The sequence below is a fragment of the Microbacterium sp. Y356 genome (assembly GCF_059445355.1).
The window spans coordinates 1,113,194-1,130,669 of record NZ_JCAIUE010000001.1 but is presented as its reverse complement, the minus strand read 5'-3'; the positions used below and the strand labels follow the sequence as shown (position 1 = coordinate 1,130,669).

The following is a 17,476-nucleotide window of genomic DNA, read 5'->3' as shown; positions in this document are numbered from 1 at the left end:
TTCCGAACGGGAGCTGGTCCGAGGCTTGAAACCTCCGGCATCCTCATCAGACACCGGAGGTTTTCTCATGTCTCAGACTCTGCGCGCCCACCCCAAAGCCAAATGGTGGGCCCTGTTCGTCATCTCTCTGACCCAGCTCGTCGTCGTCCTTGACGGCACCATCGTCAACATCGCCCTGCCGCAGGCGCAGATCGCCCTGGATATGGACGATCACCTGCGTCAGTGGGTTGTCACCGCCTACGCGCTCTCGTTCGGAGCCCTGCTGTTGCTCGGCGGGCGTATCGCCGACTACTGGGGTCGCAAGCGCACCTTCATGGTCGGCATGGTCGGCTTTGCCCTGGCATCCCTCTATGCGGGTCTCGCGGCCGCAGGTTGGGAGCTGATCCTCGGACGCGCCCTGCAGGGTGTCTTCGCCGCGATGCTGGCGCCCGCCGCACTCGCGCTGCTGACGACGCTGTTCCCGTCCGGCAAGGAGCGCAACATCGCCTTCGCTGTCTTCGGAACGGTCGCCGGTACCGGTGCCGCAGTCGGCATGGTGCTTGGCGGATTCCTCACCGAGTTCTTCGACTGGCGCTGGTGCCTGCTGGTGAACCTGTTCTTCTGTGCGGTCGGTCTTATCGGCGGCGCGCTGTTCCTCACCGAGAGCCGGGCAGACGGCGACAAGCGGTACGACCTGTGGGGAGCGCTGCTGGTCACTGCCGGCCTCGCATCGTTCGTGTACGGCTTCAGTCTCGCTGAGACCGGCTGGACCAACCCGCTCACGGTCGGCTTCATCGTGCTCGGACTCGTCCTTCTCGCGGTGTTCGTGTGGGTTCAGGCGAAGGTCTCCAACCCCTTGCTGCCGTTGCGTGTTGTGACGAATAAGGTGCGCGGAGGGGCCTTCCTCATCCAGGCCGTCGCCGGCAGCGTCATGATCGGCGCGACCCTGTACCTCACCTTCCACCTGCAGATCGTGCTCGGCATGGGCGCGCTCGAAGCCGGCGTCGCCAGCCTGCCGCTGCCTCTGGGAACCATGGTGCTGGCCGGACTCGCGACGAAGATGCTCGGTCAGATCGGTCCGCGACTGATGCTCATCAGCGGACCGCTCGTGGTCGCAGCGGCACTCGTGTATCTCTCGTTCATCACTGCGGACGGCAACTACTTCGTCCAGGTCGCCCCGGCGCTGCTGGTCATGGGCTTCGGAATGTCGTTCGTCTTCATTCCGTTGCAGAACCTTGCCCTCACCGGCGTGGCACCGCACGACGCCGGTATCGCCTCTGCCGTCACCAACTCGGCGATGCAGATCGGCGGATCGGTCGGACTCTCGATCTTCACCGCCGTCTATGCCGCGATCGTCGGCGGCCACGCGCAGGGCGAGGTCGGTCTCGACACGCTGACGGACGGCTACGGCGGAGTGTTCCTCGCCGCAGCGGTCGCCATGGTGCTGGCATCTGTCGTCGCGTTCACGATGGTGCGCGGTCGCAAGGAAGACCTGATGCCCCAGCACACTGCGGTTGCCGCGGATAAGCCAGCGTCCTCGGACACAGACACGCTCTCTCTGGCGCGCTGATCAGGATGCCACGGCGGGCCTCGGCGGTAATGTCCGAGGCCCTCCGTACGGTGTGAATATGCGAATCCTGCACACCTCTGACTGGCACATCGGCCGCACCTTCCATGGCACCTCGACCATGGATGCGCTGGCCGAGGTGCTGTCGGCGCTGGTCGAGCAGGTGCGCGGCAACGCGGTGGATGCTGTGATCGTCGCGGGCGACGTGTTTGACTCTGCAACGCCTGCTGGCCCCGCCTACACACTGCTGGGTGACATACTCGCCGCTCTCCACGACACCGGCGCAAAGGTCATCGTCACGAGCGGCAACCACGACTCCGCGGCCCGACTCGGATTTCAGGCGCGACTTCTGCGCGACGGCATCCACATGATGACAGACCCGCTTTCTATCGGCGAGCCGATCACGATTGACGATGCCGATGGGCCTGTGCATTTCTACGGCATCCCCTATCTCGAGCCTGCGATCGTGCGGCAGCACTGGCCAGAGATGCTGCTTCGCACCCAGGCACAAACCATGGCGCACGCGATGTCACTCGTGCGGGCCGGTATGGCATCGCGCGAGGGACGCTCCGTGGCGATCGCGCACTGCTTCGCGGCAGGTGTGGATGCCACGGCCGGACTCGAACGCGAAGTGCGCCAGGGCGGACTCGATGTCGTGCCGCTAAGCGTGTTCGACGGGCCGGACTACATTGCTCTCGGTCACATTCACGGACGCCAGGCGCTGAGCGAGCGGGTCCGCTACGCCGGAGCGCCGCTGCACTACAGCTTTGGCGAGCAGCACAAAGAGCGCGGCTCGTGGCTGATCGATCTTGATGCTTCTGGCCTCGCCTCAGTCGAGTGGCTGGCGTTGCCGGTGCCGCGTCGTCTCATCACCCTTACCGGAACGCTCGACGAGATCCTCTCGGCGGAGAATGTCGCCACCCACGCAGATGACTGGGTGTGCGCCGTCTACACCGACGCATTGCCGCAGGCCGAACCGATGCGGCGCCTGAAAGAGCACTTCCCGCACTGCGCGATGGTGCAGCACGCCCCCGTCAGCGGCGCCGAGCGTGTGGAGCGGTCCTACGCCGCGCGGCTGGAATCGGCTGTGACTGATACCGAGCGCATCGAGGCATTCCTCGAGCACGTGCGCGCCGGCCAGGGCGCGAGCGAGCGAGAGAGCGAACTCATCCGCGAGGTGCTCGATGAGCGCGTGGTGGCAGAGGCTCTCGTCTAGTGCGTCTTCACCGCCTCGAGATCCAGGGCTTCGGCCCGTTCCTCGATCGACAGATCGTCGACTTCGACAGCTTCGCTGACGACGGTATCTTCCTCATCGCTGGGCGTACCGGTGCGGGGAAGTCGAGCATCCTGGATGCCGTCTGCTTCGGCTTGTACGGGGGAGTGCCACGGTACGAGAGCGGCGATAAACGGCTGCGCAGCGACTACTGCGCTCCTGAAGATCTCAGCGAAGTCGTCGTCGAGTTCACTACGACGGCCGGCAGGTATCGGGTGACGCGCTCGCCGGAGTACATGCGGCCCGCTAAACGTGGCGGAGGCTTGACGAAGCAGGCCTCGGGTGTCCAGCTCGATACTCTCGCCGACGCTGGTTGGGTCACGCTAGCTGCGAAAGAGCGGGAGGTCGGGCACGAGCTCGACGAGATACTTCAGCTGAGTCGCGAACAGTTCCTGCAAGTGATCCTGCTCGCACAGAATCGGTTCGCCCGGTTCCTGCTCGCCGACAGCAAGGAACGACAGTCGCTGCTGCGACGGCTATTCGGCACTGAGCGCTTCGAAGACGTGCAGTCGCGTTTCGACGATCGACGCAAGACGGCAGAGAACGCGCTCGCCGGGCGCTCCGCCACTGTCAACGCGGGGCTTCAGCAGGCGGAGCGGATGGTGACTGCCGCGCAGCTGTGGGGCGAGCATGAGCCGGTTGATACATCTGCGGAAACGACCCAAAAGCGCCTCGAGCAGCTTCGCGTCGCGCTCGATCGGGCCGAGTACCAGGTCGAACGCCGGGCCGCTGAGAGCGCTGAAGCCGAGACCCGAAGCACCGCGGCGGAAGCAGCCCTGACCCGCGCACGCGAGGAGCGTAAGGCGCAACAGGATCGGGACGCGACCCGAATCGCCGTACAGCGAATCGACGCCGAAGAATCCGAGATCGCCGCGGCCCGCACGACGCTGCAGCAGGCGAGAACGGCCGAGGCGCTGCGCGCAACCCTCAACGCCGCAGATCGGGCCGCCAGCGACCGCGAGAAGGCCGAGATCGCCGAACGCGCAGCCCGCGAAGCCTGGGGTGCCGCTGACATCGAACTTGTTGACATCGAACGCGGCGAGGTCACCGCCGAGGCACTGGAAGCATGGGCTGAGCAGCGGACCAGCCAGAGTGGCGAGTGGAAACGTGCAGCTGAGCTCGAGCGGAGCGCCACAGCTCTCGCTATGGAGCAGGCGGACGCTGTGGAGCAGGTCGCCGTAGCATCCACTCTCGTCGACGCCCACGACGCTGAACGGGCAGAACTTCCGGCGCGGGTCACCGAGCTGACCGCCCAGCGGGATGCCGCGCAGCGCAGCGCCGACCGCCTCGATGACCTGCTCACAACGCTGAACGCCGCGAAGGCACGCCGAGACGCGGCAGTGAAGGCCGAGCGGCTTCATGGCGACCTCGACAAGGCCGAACGCGCGCTCGTAGCCGCCAGTAGTGCGCTCGACGAGGCGCAATTCGCGCTCACACAGTTGCGCCGCCGCCGTCTGGACGGCTTCGCCGGGGAACTCGCGACTGCACTGATTCCGGGGGAGGCCTGCACCGTGTGCGGGGCCACCGAGCATCCCTCACCGGCCGAACACAGCGATCCCGTCTCGCAGGAAGACGTCGAGGCGGCCGAAGCCGTGCGCGACACCGCAGCAAAGGGCGATCGCGAGGCGCTCGACAGGGTGTCCGATCTGAAGCGCAATCTCGCAGCCGTTGACGCGATGGCTGAAAAGCGCTCTGTCGCTGTGGCTGAGGACGAGGTCACCGCTGCGACATCCGCGCATACCGAGGCACTGGCCGCCGCCGGTGCACTCCCTGCCGCGGTCGCTGCGCTTGGCGAAGCCATTGCGCGTTCTGCGCAGCTCGAGAAGGACCGCGCAGAGGCGGCGGATGCGCTGGCGAAGGCGCGCGAGTCGCTCGCCTTGGTCACGCAGCGCAGCGCCGAGGCTCAGACCGTCATCACCGCGGCACGCGGATCCTTCGGCACTGTCGCCGCGCGTATCGCCGAGGTTACCGCGCACGTCGCAACCGCCCACGCCCTGGCGGATGCTCTCGAAGAGGGCGCCCGGCGGGGGAGGGCACTCACCGAGGCCGCGGCGGAGCAGGCACGCGCGCTCGCGGCATCCGACTTCGACGACACCACGGCCGCGCGGCTGGCGCTGCGGTCAGCAGCCGAGCAGCAGGGGCTTGAAGATCGCATTTCGGGCCACAACGTGCAGCGCGAGAAGCAGCGCGAGCTGCTATTGGCGCTGGAGATGCGGGCGCTTCCCGAGGAGCCGATCGAGCTCAGCGGGGTTGAAGAATCAGCGGCCGGCGCTCGTACGGCATGGAAGGACGCGATCGATGCCGCAGGGCGAGCGAAGACCACAGTCGAGCAGCTGGGCGGACTCATCGACTCGGCCGCGGCCGAATACGCAGCCAGCGCCGCGCAGCAGGCCGACTTTGAGGTGCTGAAGGGCCTCGCCGACACCATTGCCGGTCGTGCCGGCAATACGCACAAGATGACGCTGGAGACCTTCGTGCTCGCCGCAGAACTCGAAGAGATCGTGGGGGCAGCCAACCGCCGCCTCAGCGACATGTCGACCGGGCGCTACCAGCTGCAGCACTCCGACGCACTCGCGGCACGTGGTGCGGCATCCGGCTTAGGAATCGTCGTATTCGATGCGTTCACTGGGCAGGCGCGTCCCGCACAATCACTCTCCGGAGGTGAGACGTTCCTCAGCTCACTCGCGCTCGCGCTCGGCCTCGCCGAGGTCGTCACGGCCAGAGCGGGCGGCATCCAACTCGACACGCTATTTATCGATGAGGGTTTCGGATCTCTCGACGCCGACACGCTCGAGGTCGCCATGCGCACGCTTGACGAACTGCGCTCTGGCGGGCGCACCGTCGGCGTCATCAGTCACGTCGAGTCGATGCAGGAGCAGATTCCCGCGCAACTCGTCGTGGAACAGACCGCGAGCGGGCCTAGCCGCATCCGCTCCTGACACGAGACGGCCGCGTCATCCCTGTTCGGGACGACACGGCCATCAGTCCACACGAGGCGGGTTCACGCGTTCGACGGAACCCATTCCGACACGGCGTTCAGCGCCCGTACGTCGTCGGACGCCAACTCGAGTCGTGCTCCGGCGAGAAGTCCGGCGACCTGGTCGACCCGTGACGCACTGGCGATAGGCGCGGCGACGGTCGGCTGCGCTCGCAGCCACGCCAACGACACGGACGCGATCGACGCATCGTGCTGGCCGGCGATGCGCTCGAGCTCCCCGATGATGCGGAGTCCGTGCTCGGTGGCGTACTTTGCGGCACCGCCGGCGCGCGGAGAATCGACTGCCGCAGCATCCGTCGAACGGTACTTGCCGGTGAGGAACCCTGCCGCCAGCGCGTAGTACGGAACCAGGCTGAGCCCGAACTCCGAGGCTGTGGGGATGATGCTCTCCTCCACACCGCCCCGGTGTACGAGGTTGTAGTGCGGCTGGACGGCGACGGGAAGGGCAGTTCCGGCCTCCTGTGCGAGCGAGATCCACGAACGGATGCGGTCGGCCGAGTAGTTCGACACGGCGGTGTAGCGCACCAGACCGTCGGTGACGAGCTGTCCGAAGGCCGCGACGGTTTCCTCCAGCGGCGTCTCGGTGTCATCGAAGTGCGCGTAGTACAGGTCGATCGTGTCGACCCCGAGACGATTCAGCGACGCCTCTGCGGCGGCGCGGACGTTCTTGGCCGACAGACCCTTGAACTCTGGGTGGCTGCTGACCTTCGTCGCGACGACGACGTCGGAGGGCCCCCGTGAGGCGAGCCACTCGCCGATGATTGTCTCGCTCTCGCCGCCGCTGTTGCCCGGCACCCAGGCGCTGTAGCCGTCGGCAGTGTCGATGAAATTGCCGCCTCCGGACACGAAGGCGTCGAGGATCTGGAACGACGCATCGCGATCGGCGGTCCAGCCGAACACATTGCCGCCGAGGGCGAGCGGGAAAACGTCGAGGTCGCTGCGGCCGAGGAGGGTCATGGAATCTCTCTTTCTTTCGTCTACCCGAGTCAAGCGCATCCGCGGCATGCATATTCGGAGTCCGTCACGGAGACGTAACACTCAGGGGAGATACTGGACGCATGACGCTTCAGCAGCAGATCGCGCAGACCCTCGGCGTGCACGCCGAAATCGACCCGGCGGCCGAGATCGAACGGCGCGTGCAGTTTCTCGTCGACTACCTTGTGAAGACCAGCGCGAAGGGGTTCGTGCTCGGCATCTCCGGAGGGCAGGATTCCACTCTCGCGGGGCGCCTCGCGCAGCTTGCCGTCGAGCGCGTGCGTGCGAGTGGCGGTGCTGCCGACTTCACCGCGGTGCGGTTGCCGTACAAGGTCCAGCACGATGCGGATGACGCTGCCGCCGCGCTCGCCTTCATCACGCCAGATCGCTCGGTTGAGGTCAATATCCAGGGCGGCGTGGACGGTGTCGAGAAGGACATCGAGCAGGCGGCCGGGGCCGACGTCTCAGATTTCAACAGAGGCAACATCAAGGCACGCATCCGCATGGTCACGCAGTATGCGCTCGCGGGGCACGATGGACATCTCGTGATCGGCACCGACCACGCCGCCGAGGCGATCACGGGCTTCTTCACGAAGTTCGGTGACGGCGCGGCCGATGTTCTGCCGTTGGCAGGCCTCACCAAACGGCAGGGCAAGGCGTTGCTGCGCGAGCTGGATGCTCCGGACCGGCTTTGGCTGAAGGTTCCCACCGCTGACCTTCTTGACGGGCAGCCCGGACGTGCAGACGAGGATGAACTCGGACTTACCTACGAGCAGATCGACGACTACCTCGAAGGCAAGCCGGTGGATGCTGACGCTGCTGCCAGGCTCGAAGGCAAGTACCTCGCCACACAGCACAAGCGCCACCTTCCGGTCGGCCCTGCAGATGACTGGTGGCGCTGAAGGGTCGACTGTCCGTACGGGCGCGGGCACTGTCTGACGTCCCCGCTAACCTCGAAGCATGCGGATCGATACCCAGGCCCAACGCGTCATCTTCAGCGCCACTGACCTGAAGGCTGCCGCAGAGTGCGAGTTCGCCTGGGCGCGCGCGATCGATGCGAAGCTCGGACGAGTTCCCGCTGTCGAAGAGACGGTGGATGCCACGCTCGCTCGGGCGGCAAAGCTCGGCGATGCGCACGAGCTGAAGGTGCTCGAGGCCTACCGCGAACAGTTCGGTTCGGATGCCGTGTACGAGGTGTCGAAGGTGTCATCGGCCGACCCTGCTTCACTCGCTGCCGTCGTCGCTGAGACGGGGGAGGCGCTTCGCTCCGACGCAAAGGTGCTGTTCCAAGGAGCGTTCTCCACCGAGGAGTTCGTCGGTTTTGCGGATTTTCTGCTTCGCGAAGACGACGGGCGCTGGCGCGTGCAGGATTCGAAGCTCGCCCGCAAAGCGAGAGTAACCGCACTCATGCAGCTGGCGGCATATGTTGACCAGCTGGATGGCCTCGGCGTCCCGCGATCCGACCAGGTCGACCTCATCCTTGGCGATGGAACGATCAGCACCCACTCCGTCGACGATCTGCTGCCACTGTTTCACGTTCGTAGAGCGCGACTGCGTGCCGTGATCGCCGACCGCGACGTGCCTGCTGGTGCGGCGGGTGCTCCGCTCGCCTGGGGTGACGGCAGAGGAGACCTCGACATCTCTGCGTGCGGACGGTGCGCGACGTGCACCGAGCAGGTAGATGCTGCGCGTGATCTGCTGATGGTCGCTCGCATGCGTCCGGTGCAGCGTGCGCGGCTGCGCGCCGCCGGAATCGAGACTATCGACGACCTTGCCGCGGCAGAGGATGCGCCTGATGGCATGAACGTCGACACGTTCGAGTCGCTGCGCGCCCAGGCGCGACTGCAACTGCGTGCCGATGCCGATGACGCTCCGACGTTCGACGTCTATCACCCGCAGGCCATCCACAATCTGCCGCGACCGAGTCGGGGTGACATCTTCTTCGACTTCGAGGGTGACCCGCTCTATACCGAGCCCGCTCCGGACGGGCACGCGCAGTGGGGCATTGATTACCTGTTCGGTTGGGTCGACAACGAGGACCAGTACACGCCGCTCTGGGCGCACACATTCGCCGACGAGAAGCGCGCACTCGAGCAGTTCCTCGATTTCGTGAATGCGCGAAGGGCCGCCCACCCCGACATGCACATCTATCACTACGCGCCGTACGAGACATCTCATCTCGTCGCGATGGCATCGCGCTATGGCATCCGCGAGGGCGAGGTCGACAAACTGCTGCGCGAGGGCGTTTTCGTCGACCTGTACCCGCTCGTGCTGCGAACAGTGCGCGTTGGATCACGCTCATATTCGATCAAGAAACTCGAGCCGCTCTACATGGGCGACGACGTGCGAACGAGCGACGTGCAGAAGGGCGACGACTCGATCGTGCAGTACGTCGCTGCACGCCAGCTGGCGGCGGCAGGTGAGACGTCCGATTCCGAGGCAGTGCTTGCCGATCTCGCTGACTACAACCGCTACGACTGCGTCTCGACTCGGCGCCTGCGCAACTGGCTGATCGAGATCGCGAAGGCAAGGGGTGTTAACCCCGCCCCACCGGACGCGGCCGAGGAGCTGGTGTATGAGCCTTCGCATCGTTCGGTCGCCCTGCTTGCCGACGCCGAGCGCGATGTCGAGGCTGGCGGCGACGGTGAAGTGCATCGCGTAGCCGCGGCGGCGATCGACTACTATCCGCGCGAGGCGAAGAGCTTCTGGGTATCGCATTTCCAACGACTGCGTGAGCCGGTGTCGATGTGGGATCAGACTCGCGACGTCGTGCGGGTGGATGCGACTGGCTCCGTGCTGCGACGTGACTGGAGCGTCGAAGAGGGGCGCCGCGTCATGTCTCGCGAGATCGAGATCCGCGGCGAGATCTCGCCCGGCACGACACTCGGCGAGGGGGCGAACCCGTTCGCGCTGTATCCGTTCCCGGCGCCCTTCGATGTCGAGGCGCCATCCCGCGCGATCCACGTGCCGCGCACAGCAACCGTTGTCGAGACGCTCGACGACGGCTACGTGATCGCTGAGACGGCGGTGGGCGGACAGACCTGGGACGAATTTCCGCTCGCGTTGACACCAGCGGCACCGCCCCGCGTCATCTCGCTGCAGGGTGCGATCGATGAGTGGGCGGATGCCGTGCATGAAGCGGCGCCGTCATTCCCCTCCGACGCCGCGACCGACATTCTGCGCCGTATCCCTCCGCGCACGGTCTCCGGCGCGAGGCTGCCTGCGGCGGGGGATGACCCGATCGATGCGATCGTGCGGGGCATCCTCGATCTGGACCGCAGCTATCTCGCAGTGCAGGGACCTCCAGGAACGGGCAAGACCTACACAGGTTCGCGTGTGATCGCGCGCCTCGTGAACGAGTACGGCTTCCGAATCGGAGTCGTTGCGCAGTCTCACGCCATCATCGAGACACTGCTGGAGCGTGTCGTCGCCGATGGGGTGCCACCGGGGCAGGTGGCGAAGGCGCCGAAGGAGAAGGGAAGCGCGCCGAGTTACACGGTGATCCCGAAGAGCGGCATGGCGTCGTTCCTCTCCGAACGACAAGGCCAGGGCGTCGTCGTCGGCGGCACCGCCTGGGACTTCAGCAATACCGGACGTGTAGAGCGCCACGGCCTAGACCTGCTCGTGATCGACGAAGCCGGCCAGTTCTCGCTCGCCTCCACGATTGCCGTCGCAGCGGGAGCTGCGCGGCTGTTGCTGCTCGGCGATCCACAGCAGTTGCCACAGGTCAGCCAGGGTGCGCATCCAGAGCCGGTCGACACCTCCGCACTCGGCTGGGTGATGGACGGCGACGCCGTCGTCCGCCCGGAGTACGGATACTTCCTTGATCACAGCTGGAGGATGCACCCGGCAGTCGCTGGTCCGGTCTCACGGCTGTCGTACGCGGGGCAGCTGGCCTCGGCAAGCGGCACCGAACGACGCGCAATCGACGGGGTCGAACCAGGGCTGCACGTCGTCCCGATGCGTCACCGAGGCAACGCGACACAGTCCGCTGAGGAAGCGGCCGAGGCCGTGAGAATCGTGCGTGAGCTGCTCGGCCGCGAGTTCACCGACATGGACCCCGAAGCGGTGCCCCGGCCTCTGGCCGAGGCGGACTTCATCGTGGTCGCGCCCTACAACGCGCAGAAGCAGTTGGTGATCGACGCGCTCGCGGCGGCAGGGCTCTCCGGCGTTCCGGTGGGGACGGTCGACAACTTCCAGGGCAAGGAAGCAGCGGTGTCCATCACGACTCTTGCGGCCTCCAGCGGGCGGGATGCGCCACGCGGTCCGGAGTTCCTGCTGCTGCAGAACCGGCTGAATGTGGCGATTTCACGCGCTCAGGTTGTGGCGTACCTGATCCACTCACCCGCGCTGCTCGACGACCTGCCTTACACGCCTGAAGGAGTCGCGCGGCTCAGCGCCTTCGCACGCCTGGTCGGTGCCGGTTGAATCCGATGAACGGATGTCGGACGCCGATGCTACCGTCGCGGGCATGACATCAAACCCACCACACCACTCGCTGAACTACGTCGAGCTGACCGTCATTGATATCGGCGCGGCCAAATCCTTCTACGCAGATGCCTTCGGCTGGAGCTTCGTGGATTATGGGCCGGATTACGCCGGGATCGCATCTCCCGCGAATGATGGTGAAGAAGTCGGAGGGCTCCTCGCCGCTTCTCATCCGCGCCCGAGCGGTGGTCCATTCGTGCTGCTCTTTTCAGACGACCTGGATGAGTCGGAGCGCGCCATCGTCAGAGCGGGCGGCGCGATTGTGCAAGCAGCCTATGCGTTTCCGGGCGGGCGCAGACTACACTTCACTGACCCCAGCGGCAACGAACTCGGAGTCTGGGCGCGGCAGTAGTCGGTCACCGGTCGCGGTCAGCGGGCTGCAGTTCCGCAGCCATCGGAAGAGTCAGACCGTGCCGTACAACCGGTCGCCGGCATCGCCGAGGCCGGGAACGATGTAGCCCTTTTCGTTCAGGCCCTCATCGAGAGCGCCCAGGACGAGGGTCACATCTCGGTCGCCGACGATCTTCTCGATGGCCGCAACACCCTCGGGTGTGCCGAGCAGGCAGATTGCCGTGACATCCTGCGCACCGCGCGCGAACAGGAACTCGATTGCCGCGCCCAACGAGCCACCGGTGGCAAGCATCGGGTCGATGGCGAAGCACTGGCGGTCACTGAGATCGTCGGGGAGGCGCTCGGTATAGGTCGTCGGCTCGAACGTCGTCTCGTCGCGAATCATTCCGAGGAAGCCGACCTCAGCGGTGGGAAGGAGCTTCACGAGCCCCTCCAACATTCCGAGGCCCGCGCGCAGGATCGGAACGACGATTGGCCGCGGCTCAGAGATCTTCACACCCATGGTCTTGGTGACCGGGGTGGTGATCTCGACCGGAGTGACCTTGACGTTACGGGTTGCTTCATAGGCGAGCAACGTCACGAGCTCTTCCGTCAACTGCCGGAAAACAGGAGACGGGGTGCGCACATCGCGCAGCACCGTGAGCTTGTGGGTGATGAGAGGGTGGTCGGCGACGTGGACACGCATAAACACCAGATTAGTGCGCCACAGCCTGTCTGAACGATGTGGGTTTATCGGGGAGCCGGTCTCAGGCCTCTTCGGCGAGACGCGCGGCCCGGCGCTCGCGCCACTGTGCGTTGATCTTCTTCGAGTTCAGGGCGAAGACGAGAGCGGTGATGAGAGGTGCAGCAGAGACGATGAGGACGTGGGCGAAAGTTTCCATGCCTTGAATTTATCGAGCCGCAGATTCACCCGAATCCGCCGCGGGGTGGATCTTCGGCAAGCGGCGGCATCCCCCGCAAGGCGGATGCGCCGCCAGAAGAAAGCCGTCTCACGCTGTCGGGTCTGGATGCTCGATGTCGAGGCGCACGCGCTGTGCGGCGAAGCGGGTGATGAGGTGCTGCAGAGGGGTGCCGTCGGGGAATGCGTCGAGCGATTCCGTGACGAGGACGATCGCGCCGGCGTCCAACCCCAGCAGGGCGGACTCTGACGCGGTCGCGTGTCGCGCCGAGACGACGGTCGACACGCGCACGTAGTCATCGACGCCGCTGGCACGCAGCGCCGAGGTGACCGAGGCCGTGCGGCGCAGCGAGGCGGCGATGTCGGGGAACTTTGCGGCATCGAACCAGCGCGTGCCGAGCGCGAAGGGCTCCCCGTCGACGGTTCGCAGCGACTCGACACGAACGGCGTCCCCATCGGTGATCTGCAGTCTGCGCGCGACGTGCGCCGGAGCGTGTTCCACAGCGCTCTCGATCACTCGGCCGGCGGCGGAACGCTGTCCGCCCAGGCTGGTGGTGAGCCTTGTGCGCATGCCGATGCGGTGCACATGCACTGTGCTGCTCGTCACGAAGGTGCCGCTGCCGCGGCGGGATTCGACGAGTCCGTCGGCGGCGAGGGAGGCGAGCGCCTGCCTTGCGGTGTGCCGATTGACGCCGAATCGCGTCGCAAGCGCGGTCTCGGCTGGCAGTCGGTCGCCGGTATGCAGGTGCCCGTCTGCGATGTCCGCGCGCAGCTCCTCCGCGATGAGGCGCCAGGCGGAATAGCCGGTTGCGCGCGGCGGTACTGCATTGCTCACTGCTTCTCCTCATGCTTGTTCACCGGACGTTCACGCGATCGTCGGCTGTTCGTTCCGCCTTGCAGGTTCCTTGGTTCTCATCTTGCCACTAGCGTTGCAGTTGTCTAGAAAGATAGACAACTTTTCGAGAGGCGAAAATGAATCGGGATGACGACACCGCACGCGCTGAGGCAACACGGCGGCGCACGGCGCGTGTGCTCGCAGGCGCGTCCGAAGCTGACCTGGCGGCGCTGTGGGATGCCTGGCCCGACCGGCCGGAGATCGAGTACGTCCGAGGCCCGGAGGCGGGACTGGTGATGGTGCAGGGCCGCGTCGGCGGCACCGGCGACCGGTTCAACTTCGGGGAGGCCACGGTGAGCCGTGCAACGGTCGTTGCCCGTGGCATCCGGTCAGAGACCGTCGGCACCGCCTATGTTCTGGGCAGTCATCCCGAGCATGCCGGTCTTGCCGCGATCTTCGAGGCGCTGTTGGCGGGTGAGGCGCGCGAGCGCGTCCTCGCAGACGTCATCGTGCCCCTCGAGAATGCCCAGACCGATCGGGATGCCCGCACACAAGCGGATGCGCGCAAGACGGTCGTGGATTTCTTCACTGTTGCGCGCGAGAACGAAGGTCCCGATTACGGAACGGATGACGAGGACGACGAATGACGACTCACTTGGACTCGCGGATGCCTGGCACAGGGCGCCATCTTCCCGGCTTCGCCGACCCGGTGCAGGACGCACAGCTGATCTTCCGCGCAACCCTCGCCGCTCTCGCCCGCCCGACTCTCGCTCAGGACTTCGTGCCGGCGACGCAGCCGCCAGCACCGCTCAGCGCGGCGACGGGGGCTGTGCTGCTGGCGCTGTGCGACGAGCAGACTCCGATCTGGCTCGACAGCGTGCTGCGCGCGTCCGATGATGTCTGCGCGTGGCTGCGTTTCCACACCGGAGCACGCCTCGTGGATGCCGAGAGCGATGCCCTCTTCATCGTCGCATCGTCCCCATCCACCGCACCGCGTCTCACCGAGCTCGCCGCGGGCACGGACGAGGAACCGCACCGCTCAGCGACGCTCGTGATCGACGCCACTGGTGCCCCCGGAATCGGCACGCTCACCGCGACCGGTCCCGGCGTGAACGGCTCCGTCGACTGGGATGGTGCCGGCCTCCCGGCTGGATTCCTCGCGCAGTGGCAGGAGAATCACGCACGCTTCCCTCGCGGCGTGGATGTCATCCTCACCGATCACGAATCGATCCGGGGCCTGCCCCGCAGCACACGGCTGCAGGGCGCCGAGAACAGGAGCGTCTGATGTATGTCGCCGTCAAGGGAGGCGAGAAGGCGATCGCCAACGCGCACGCCCTCCTCGCCCAGCGTGGACGTGGCGAGGAATCCGCCGCACGCATCGACTACGAGCAGGTACGCGACCAGATGGGCGTGCTCGTCTCGCGCGTGATGGCGGAGGGTTCACTCTACGACCCGGACCTCGCTGCGAAAGCGCTGCTGCAAGCCCAGGGCGATGTGCTCGAGGCTGTGACGCTGATGCGCTCGTACCGCACGACGTTGCCCCGCTTCGGGGTGACCATCGCGATCGACACCGCGGGCCTTCCACCGGAGCGGCGCGTGTCGGCGACCTTCAAGGACATCCCCGGCGGTCAGCAGCTCGGCGCGACCTTCGACTACACGCACCGACTGCTTGCCGACGATCTCGACGACGTCGATGATCTCGACGCCTTCGAGCCGGCAGGAGACCAGCTTGATGGCGAGCCGATGCCGCGGGTTACGGATCTGCTGGGCGTCGACGCGCTCATCGAGCCGGACCGGCCGGAGGGCGAGGACTGGACGGATCCGGATCCTGCTGACCTGACTCGCGAGCCCACATCGCACCCGATGAGCCGCGCCGAACGGCTGCAGGCGCTCAGCCGTGGCGACGAGGGCTTCCTGCTGTCGCTCGGCTATTCCACGCAGCGCGGCTTCGGCCGCACCCACCCCTTCGTGGGTGAGGTTCGAGTGGGCGAAGTCGAGATTGAGTTCGACGCCCCCGAGATCGGTCATGCCGTTCCGATCGGCCGCATCGAGGTCACCGAGTGTCAGATGGTGAGCCAGTTCGTCGGCGGTGCGGATCGTCCGCCTCAGTTCACCCGTGGCTACGGACTCGTCTTCGGCCGCGGCGAGCGCAAGGCCATGTCGATGTCGCTCGTCGATCGTTCGCTGCGGCACGAGGAGTTCGGCGAGCTCGCGAATGCGCCAGCCCAGGACGAGGAGTTCGTGATCAGCCATGCCGATAACGTGCAGGCGACCGGATTCGTGGAGCACCTGAAGCTCCCGCACTACGTCGACTTCCAGGGGGAGTTGGTGCTGCTGCGCCAGCTGAATCAGGACTTCCGCAAGCGCAGAATCTCCCAACAGCGCATCTCCGAACAACAGAGAGTCGCCGCAGAAGCACAGGAACAGGAGCAGGACGCATGAGCGCGCCGCGCATCGTCTACAACGAGGGCTACCTCGACGAGCAGACCAAGCGTGTGGTGCGCAGGGCGCTGCTGAAGGGCGTCGCCATTCCGGGGTTCCAGGTGCCGTTCGCCTCAAGGGAGGTCCCGATGCCGCGCGGCTGGGGCACCGGCGGCGTGCAGGTGACGGCATCCATCATCGGACCATCCGACACCCTCAAGGTGATCGATCAGGGCGCGGACGACACGACCAACGCGGTCTCGATCCGGCAGTTCTTCGAGAAGGTCGCCGGCACCAGTGTCACTACGCGCACCGATGAGGCGACCGTCATCCAGACCCGCCACCGCATCCCCGAGACGCCATTGGGCGACGGACAGATCATCGTCTATCAGGTGCCGATTCCCGAGCCGCTGCGCTTCCTCGAACCGCGCGAGACCGAGACCAGGCGGCTGCACGCCCTCGAAGAATACGGCCTGATGTACGTCAAGCTTTACGAGGACATCGCCCGATACGGTCACTTCGCGACCACCTACGACTACCCGGTGCTCGTGAACGACCGCTACGTCATGGCGCCCTCACCGATCCCGAGCTTCGACAACTCGAAGATGCATCAGAGCTCCGCCTTGCAACTGTTCGGCGCCGGCCGTGAGAAACGCATCTACGCGATCCCGCCGTACACGGATGTGGTGAGTCTCGGCTTCGAGGACTTCCCCTTCGAGCCGCAGCGCTTCGACACGCCCTGCGAGATCTGCTCGTCCGAGGGCGTATACCTCGATGAGGTCGTCATGGACGACCGCGGCACCGTGATGTACGTGTGCAGCGACACCGATCACTGCGAGCGCACCGCCGCTCGGAAGGAGGCACTGCTGTGAAAGGCGACGCAGACACGACGGACGAGCAACCGCTGCTGAGCGTGACGGACGCGGGGCACGCCTACGGCGATACCTTCGGATGCCGGAACGTGAGCTTCGACCTGTGGCCGGGGGAGGTGCTCGCGATCGTCGGGGAGTCCGGCTCGGGCAAGTCGACGCTGCTCGGGATGCTGTCGCAGCGCCTAAGCATTGATGAGGGCACCGTGCAGTACCGCACGGCCTCCGCGGGCGGGCCCGCCGAGCTCGTCGACCTCGCCTCTCTCAGCGAGCGCGAGGTTCGGCGGCTGTGGCGCACCGAGTGGGGCTACGTGCACCAGAACGCGATTGACGGGCTGCGCATGCACGTCAGCGCTGGCGGTAATATCGGCGAGCCGCTCATGGCGAACGGATGGCGTCACTACGGCCAGATCCGGGAGCAGGCCGAGCAGTGGCTCGCTCGCGTCGAGATTCCGATCGACCGCATCGATGACGCGCCGATCACCTTCTCCGGCGGCATGCGCCAGCGTGTGCAGATCGCCCGCAACCTCGTGTTCGGGCCGCGACTGGTCTTCATGGATGAGCCGACGAGCGGCCTCGACGTGTCGGTGCAGGCGCGTCTGCTCGATCTCATCCGCTCACTCGTCGCCGACCTCGGTCTCGCCGTGGTGATCGTCACACACGACCTCGCGGTGGCGCGGCTCATCTCGCACCGCACGCTCGTGATGAAGGATGGCGCGGTCATCGAATCCGGGCTGACGGATCGCGTGCTCGACGATCCGCAGGCCGCGTACACCCAGCTCCTCGTCTCCTCGATCCTTCAGGACTGACATGAACCAGAAA

Annotated in this window: 15 protein-coding genes; 11 read left to right on the top strand and 4 right to left on the bottom strand. The window is 66.1% G+C overall.

Features of this window, described 5'->3' with window-relative positions; all coding sequences use genetic code 11:
- Positions 1–67 precede the first annotated feature (67 nt).
- From AC1C2Q_RS05445 to AC1C2Q_RS05435, 3 genes are read left to right on the top strand one after another with little or no spacing between them, the layout of a single operon-like run.
- Positions 68–1,549 (top strand): MFS transporter, encoded by a 1,482-nt coding sequence (locus AC1C2Q_RS05445; RefSeq protein ID WP_495449289.1) that lies wholly within the window; start codon positions 68–70, stop codon positions 1,547–1,549.
- A 58-nt stretch (positions 1,550–1,607) separates the two neighbouring features.
- Entirely contained in the window at positions 1,608–2,762 is a 1,155-nt protein-coding gene (locus AC1C2Q_RS05440; protein ID WP_495449288.1) for an exonuclease SbcCD subunit D, read from the top strand.
- Positions 2,762–5,758, top strand: a complete 2,997-nt coding sequence (locus AC1C2Q_RS05435; RefSeq protein WP_495449287.1) for an AAA family ATPase — start codon at positions 2,762–2,764, stop codon at positions 5,756–5,758. Before AC1C2Q_RS05440 ends, AC1C2Q_RS05435 begins: the two co-directional genes overlap by 1 nt.
- A gap of 62 nt (positions 5,759–5,820) precedes the next feature.
- On the opposite strand, the gene AC1C2Q_RS05430 is transcribed toward AC1C2Q_RS05435, so the two are convergent.
- Positions 5,821–6,774, bottom strand: coding sequence for an aldo/keto reductase (locus AC1C2Q_RS05430; protein WP_495449286.1), 954 nt, complete (start codon positions 6,772–6,774; stop codon positions 5,821–5,823).
- A gap of 101 nt (positions 6,775–6,875) precedes the next feature.
- On the opposite strand from AC1C2Q_RS05430, the gene nadE reads away from it, so the two are divergent.
- Genes nadE through AC1C2Q_RS05415 form a run of 3 tightly spaced genes read left to right on the top strand, consistent with a single transcriptional unit; the run spans position 6,876 to position 11,632 of the window.
- A complete protein-coding gene (gene nadE, locus AC1C2Q_RS05425; protein WP_495449285.1) occupies positions 6,876–7,694 on the top strand; it encodes an NAD(+) synthase in 819 nt (272 codons plus the stop codon).
- A gap of 58 nt (positions 7,695–7,752) precedes the next feature.
- Positions 7,753–11,220, top strand: coding sequence for a TM0106 family RecB-like putative nuclease (locus tag AC1C2Q_RS05420; RefSeq protein ID WP_495449284.1), 3,468 nt, complete (start codon positions 7,753–7,755; stop codon positions 11,218–11,220).
- 13 nt (positions 11,221–11,233) lie between these two features.
- Entirely contained in the window at positions 11,234–11,632 is a 399-nt protein-coding gene (locus AC1C2Q_RS05415) for a VOC family protein (protein ID WP_495449283.1), read from the top strand.
- A 51-nt stretch (positions 11,633–11,683) separates the two neighbouring features.
- Here AC1C2Q_RS05415 and upp read toward each other — a convergent pair whose 3' ends face one another.
- From upp to phnF, 3 genes are all read right to left on the bottom strand, one after another.
- The gene (gene upp / locus AC1C2Q_RS05410) at positions 11,684–12,316 is read right to left on the bottom strand and encodes a uracil phosphoribosyltransferase (protein ID WP_495430018.1); all 633 of its coding nucleotides are present in this window, start codon (positions 12,314–12,316) and stop codon (positions 11,684–11,686) included.
- 61 nt (positions 12,317–12,377) lie between these two features.
- Positions 12,378–12,512 carry a hypothetical protein gene (locus AC1C2Q_RS05405; RefSeq protein WP_495449282.1) on the bottom strand — a complete coding sequence of 45 codons (135 nt, stop codon included), beginning with the start codon at positions 12,510–12,512 and terminating at the stop codon, positions 12,378–12,380.
- 108 nt (positions 12,513–12,620) lie between these two features.
- Entirely contained in the window at positions 12,621–13,364 is a 744-nt protein-coding gene (phnF, locus tag AC1C2Q_RS05400; RefSeq protein WP_495449281.1) for a phosphonate metabolism transcriptional regulator PhnF, read from the bottom strand.
- Positions 13,365–13,501: 137 nt separating this feature from the next.
- Here phnF and phnG point away from each other — a divergent pair, with 137 nt between their 5' ends.
- From phnG to phnK, 5 genes are read left to right on the top strand one after another with little or no spacing between them, the layout of a single operon-like run.
- Positions 13,502–14,011 carry a phosphonate C-P lyase system protein PhnG gene (gene phnG, locus AC1C2Q_RS05395; protein WP_495430015.1) on the top strand — a complete coding sequence of 170 codons (510 nt, stop codon included), beginning with the start codon at positions 13,502–13,504 and terminating at the stop codon, positions 14,009–14,011.
- Positions 14,008–14,649 carry a phosphonate C-P lyase system protein PhnH gene (gene phnH, locus AC1C2Q_RS05390; RefSeq protein WP_495449280.1) on the top strand — a complete coding sequence of 214 codons (642 nt, stop codon included), beginning with the start codon at positions 14,008–14,010 and terminating at the stop codon, positions 14,647–14,649. Before phnG ends, phnH begins: the two co-directional genes overlap by 4 nt.
- Positions 14,649–15,806 (top strand): carbon-phosphorus lyase complex subunit, encoded by a 1,158-nt coding sequence (locus AC1C2Q_RS05385; RefSeq protein WP_495430013.1) that lies wholly within the window; start codon positions 14,649–14,651, stop codon positions 15,804–15,806. Before phnH ends, AC1C2Q_RS05385 begins: the two co-directional genes overlap by 1 nt.
- Positions 15,803–16,657: an alpha-D-ribose 1-methylphosphonate 5-phosphate C-P-lyase PhnJ gene (locus AC1C2Q_RS05380; RefSeq protein ID WP_495449279.1), complete on the top strand. Its 855-nt coding sequence runs from the start codon at positions 15,803–15,805 to the stop codon at positions 16,655–16,657. Before AC1C2Q_RS05385 ends, AC1C2Q_RS05380 begins: the two co-directional genes overlap by 4 nt.
- Positions 16,654–17,463 (top strand): phosphonate C-P lyase system protein PhnK, encoded by an 810-nt coding sequence (gene phnK / locus AC1C2Q_RS05375; protein ID WP_495449278.1) that lies wholly within the window; start codon positions 16,654–16,656, stop codon positions 17,461–17,463. Before AC1C2Q_RS05380 ends, phnK begins: the two co-directional genes overlap by 4 nt.
- Positions 17,464–17,476 lie beyond the last annotated feature (13 nt).